We start from the raw sequence: 3,499 nt of genomic DNA, 5'->3' as shown, positions 1-3,499 counted from the left end.
CACAGGCCGCGAGCGTCCTCTCGACCGTCAAGCGCGACCAGATAGAAGCCGCGGGCGGCAGCTGGAGCGACGAGGAGCAGGCCGAGTTCGAGGCGCCCATCCGGCAGCAGTACGAGGAGGCGGGCAGCCCCTACTATTCGACTGCGAGGCTCTGGGATGACGGCGTCATCCCGCCGACCGAGACGCGCCGCGTGCTCGGCCTCGCACTCGATGTCATCGACCGCGGCGACGCGCCGGAGCCTCGCTACGGCGTATTCAGGATGTGATGTGCAGTGTTCGACAAGATCCTGATAGCCAACCGCGGTGAGATCGCGGTGCGTATCGCGCGCACGCTGCGCGATATGAGTATCCGCTCCGTCGCCGTGTACTCCGACGCCGACGCCGATGCCGTGCACGTGCGCGCCTGCGACGAAGCCGTGCGGCTTGGGCCGGCGGATGCGCGCGAGAGCTACTTGAGCATCCCGAAGGTCATCGAGGCGGCGGTCTCGACCGGTGCGCAGGCGATTCACCCCGGCTACGGCTTCCTGTCGGAGAACCCCGAGTTCGCCAGGGCGTGCTCGGAGGCGGGCATCGAATTCATCGGGCCGAGCGCGGAAGCCATCGAGATCATGGGCGACAAGATCGCAGCCCGCGAAGCGGTCGAAGCGCGCGGCGTACCCACCGTCCCCGGCATCGTCGGGGCGGCTGACGACGAGATCGCCCTTCGCGCGGCCGAGGTCGGCTACCCGCTCATCGTCAAGCCCGCAATGGGCGGCGGCGGCAAGGGGATGCACGTCGTGCGAGCCGCCGACGAGCTCCGGGATGCTCTGCAGACGGCCCGACGTGAAGCAGAGAAGGCGTTCGGCGACGACACGGTCTTCGTCGAACGCTTCATCGACAGGCCCCGCCATATCGAAGTGCAGATCATGGCCGACAAGCACGGCAACGTCGTGCACCTCGGCGAGCGCGAATGCTCTCTGCAGCGCCGCCACCAGAAGGTGATCGAGGAGGCCCCCAGCGCTTTTCTGACACCGGAGCAACGCGAGAAGTACGGTCGCATCGCGATCGAGACCGCGAAGAGCGTCGCCTACCACGGAGCCGGCACGGTGGAGTTCATCGTGGCCTCCGACCGGCCGGACGAGCCGTTCTTCCTCGAGATGAATACGCGGCTGCAGGTCGAGCATCCCGTCACGGAGGAAGTGACGGGGCTCGACCTCGTCGAGCTCATGACGCGCGTCGGCGCGGGAGAGAGGCTTCCGATCGCTCAGGGCGATGTGAAGCTGACGGGGCACTCCATCGAGGCGCGCATCTATGCCGAGGACCCGGGCGAAGGATTCCTGCCGACCGGCGGCACGATCGCCAGGTACGAGATTCCCGGCAACACCTTCGACAGCGTTCGTGTCGACAGCGGTATCGACAGGGGGAGCGTCGTCACCTCGCACTACGACCCCATGCTGGCCAAGGTGATCGCAACGGCCGATACCCGCGAGGAAGCGCTCGCTTCGTTGACGAAGTCGCTCGGCGAGATGTTCCTGCCAGGAGTCATCACGAACATCGGATTTCTCGTTACGCTGCTCGGGCGTGAGGAGGTGCGCCGAGGATACTTGGACACGGGCTTCATCGACCGCAACGTGGACGAGCTGACGGATGCCCGCATCCCTTCCCTCGCGTACATGCTGGCAACGCGCGCGCTGCAACCGGCGTGGCCCCGTTGGCGGAGGACCGCTTGGAACGATGATGGGTGGCGTCTTACGGGTGCGGCAGAGCGGCAGGTACGGTTCGCGGATGCAATCGGGTACCTTGACCCTGTCACGGGCGGATTCAGAATTGCAGCAGAAGACGAATCGAAACTGCTGCCGGTTGAAGAGCCGCGGTTCTCTCAGTTCGCTTCCTTTGCGTTCGCATCCTACGACGACCCGTATCGCGTCGATTCCGAGAGCGTCTACGTCGCCGATGACGCCGTCTGGGTGCGGCTTCACGGCCACACCTTCCTTATCGAGCGCCGTAAGCCGCAAGAGGCCGTGCTCGCAGAGGGCGAGGCGGCGATCAACGCGCCGATGCCCGGTTCCGTCGTCGCCGTCGCGGTGCGGGACGGCGATCGCGTCGAAGTCGGGCAGCACGTGTTGTCGGTCGAGGCGATGAAGATGGAGCACCGGCTCACCGCGACGCAGGCGGGCACGGTGCGCCTCGAAGTCGCCGAGCACGACCAGGTCACGCGAGGGCAGCTGCTCGCACACATCGAAGCGGAGGATACAGCATGACCGAAGAACGCGCAATCGAACAGCGCGGTCTCTGGTTCGAGGAATTCGAGACCGATGTCGTCTACAAGCACGCCCCGGGCAGGACGATGACCGAGGCCGACAATGTGTTGTTCACGACACTGACCATGAATCCGCAACCGCTGCACCTCGATCGTGCCTGGAGCGAGACGACCGAGTTCGGCGAGCCGCTCGTCAACTCGATGCACACGCTCGCGACGCTCGTGGGGCTCTCGGTCGGCCAGCTGACGATGAACACGATCGTCGCGAACCTCGGTTTCAGCGAGGTGGCGTTTCCGGCGCCCGTGAAGCACGGCGATACGATCTATGCCGAGACCAGGGTGCTCGAAAAGCGCGAGTCGAAATCGCGCCCCGCGCAGGGCATCGTGAAGCTCGAGCACATCGCACGCAACCAGCACGGAGACGTTGTCGCGAAGGCGGTTCGGTCGGTGCTGATGCAAAGGAGTCCGGAATGACCGAATTCACGATGGGTCCGTCGCTGCTGTTCTGCCCCGGTGACAGGCCCGACCGCTTCGCGAAGGCAGCGGAACGGTCGGATGCCGTGATCCTCGACCTCGAGGACGCCGTCGGCCCCGAGAACAAGCGTGAGGCCCGTGGCGCGATCGCCTCCTCAGAGGTCGACCGGGAGCGCACGATCGTGCGCATCAATGCCGTCGAAGAGGGATTCGTCGACGAGGATCTCGAAGCCGTGCACGCTGCGGGCGCCACGACGGTGATGCTCGCGAAGACCGAAAGCGCCGCCGATGTCGAGCGTCTCGGAGTCATCGACGTGATTGCGCTCGTCGAGACAGCACTCGGCGTTGCGAATGCCCGTGAGATTGCGGCGCACGACAACGTTGTGGCGCTCATGTGGGGTGCCGAGGATCTCGTCGCCTCCATGGGAGGAACCTCCAGCAGGCGGGGCGACGGCACCTATCGCGATGTTGCTCGGCTGGCCCGCGCATCCGTGCTCCTTGCAGCGAAGGCGGAGGGGAAAGCGGCGATCGACTCGATTCGCACCGACATCGCCGACATCGACGGCGCGCTTGACGAGTCGCAGGATGCCGCAGCAAGCGGCTTCGACGCGAAAGCGTGCATCCACCCGAACCATGTCGCCCCTATTCGCGAGGCATTCCTGCCCAGTGAGCAGGACGTCGCGTGGGCGCGCGCGATTCTGGCGGAGGCGGAACGTCACGCAGGAGGCGTATTCAATTTCGACGGTCGCATGATCGACGAGCCGATCCTGCGTCACGCACGCAGGA

4 protein-coding genes are annotated in these 3,499 nt (G+C 65.6%); all 4 read left to right on the top strand.

Going from position 1 to position 3,499, the window contains the following annotated elements; genetic code table 11:
• On the top strand, positions 1-266 hold a 266-nt coding region (locus tag Q0O95_RS13635), incomplete at its 5' end, for a carboxyl transferase domain-containing protein (RefSeq protein ID WP_293699782.1).
• A gap of 6 nt (positions 267-272) precedes the next feature.
• A complete protein-coding gene (locus Q0O95_RS13630; RefSeq protein WP_293699779.1) occupies positions 273-2,240 on the top strand; it encodes a biotin carboxylase N-terminal domain-containing protein in 1,968 nt (655 codons plus the stop codon).
• A complete protein-coding gene (locus tag Q0O95_RS13625) occupies positions 2,237-2,713 on the top strand; it encodes a MaoC family dehydratase (RefSeq protein ID WP_293699776.1) in 477 nt (158 codons plus the stop codon). Before Q0O95_RS13630 ends, Q0O95_RS13625 begins: the two co-directional genes overlap by 4 nt.
• Positions 2,710-3,499 (top strand): CoA ester lyase (locus Q0O95_RS13620; protein WP_293699773.1); only part of this gene is annotated, 790 nt, incomplete at its 3' end. The genes Q0O95_RS13625 and Q0O95_RS13620, both read left to right, overlap by 4 nt.

The sequence above is a fragment of the uncultured Agrococcus sp. genome, from assembly GCF_945915485.1.
Lineage (GTDB): Bacteria > Actinomycetota > Actinomycetes > Actinomycetales > Microbacteriaceae > Agrococcus.
Note: the sequence above shows the minus strand (reverse complement) of the source record. Positions and strands in the feature narration are given on the sequence as shown.

Bases quoted from the DNA above. Each gene is read 5' to 3' on its own strand.
- Q0O95_RS13625 (WP_293699776.1), top strand. From the start codon at position 2,237: ATGACCGAAGAACGCGCAATCGAACAGCGCGGTCTCTGGTTCGAGGAA.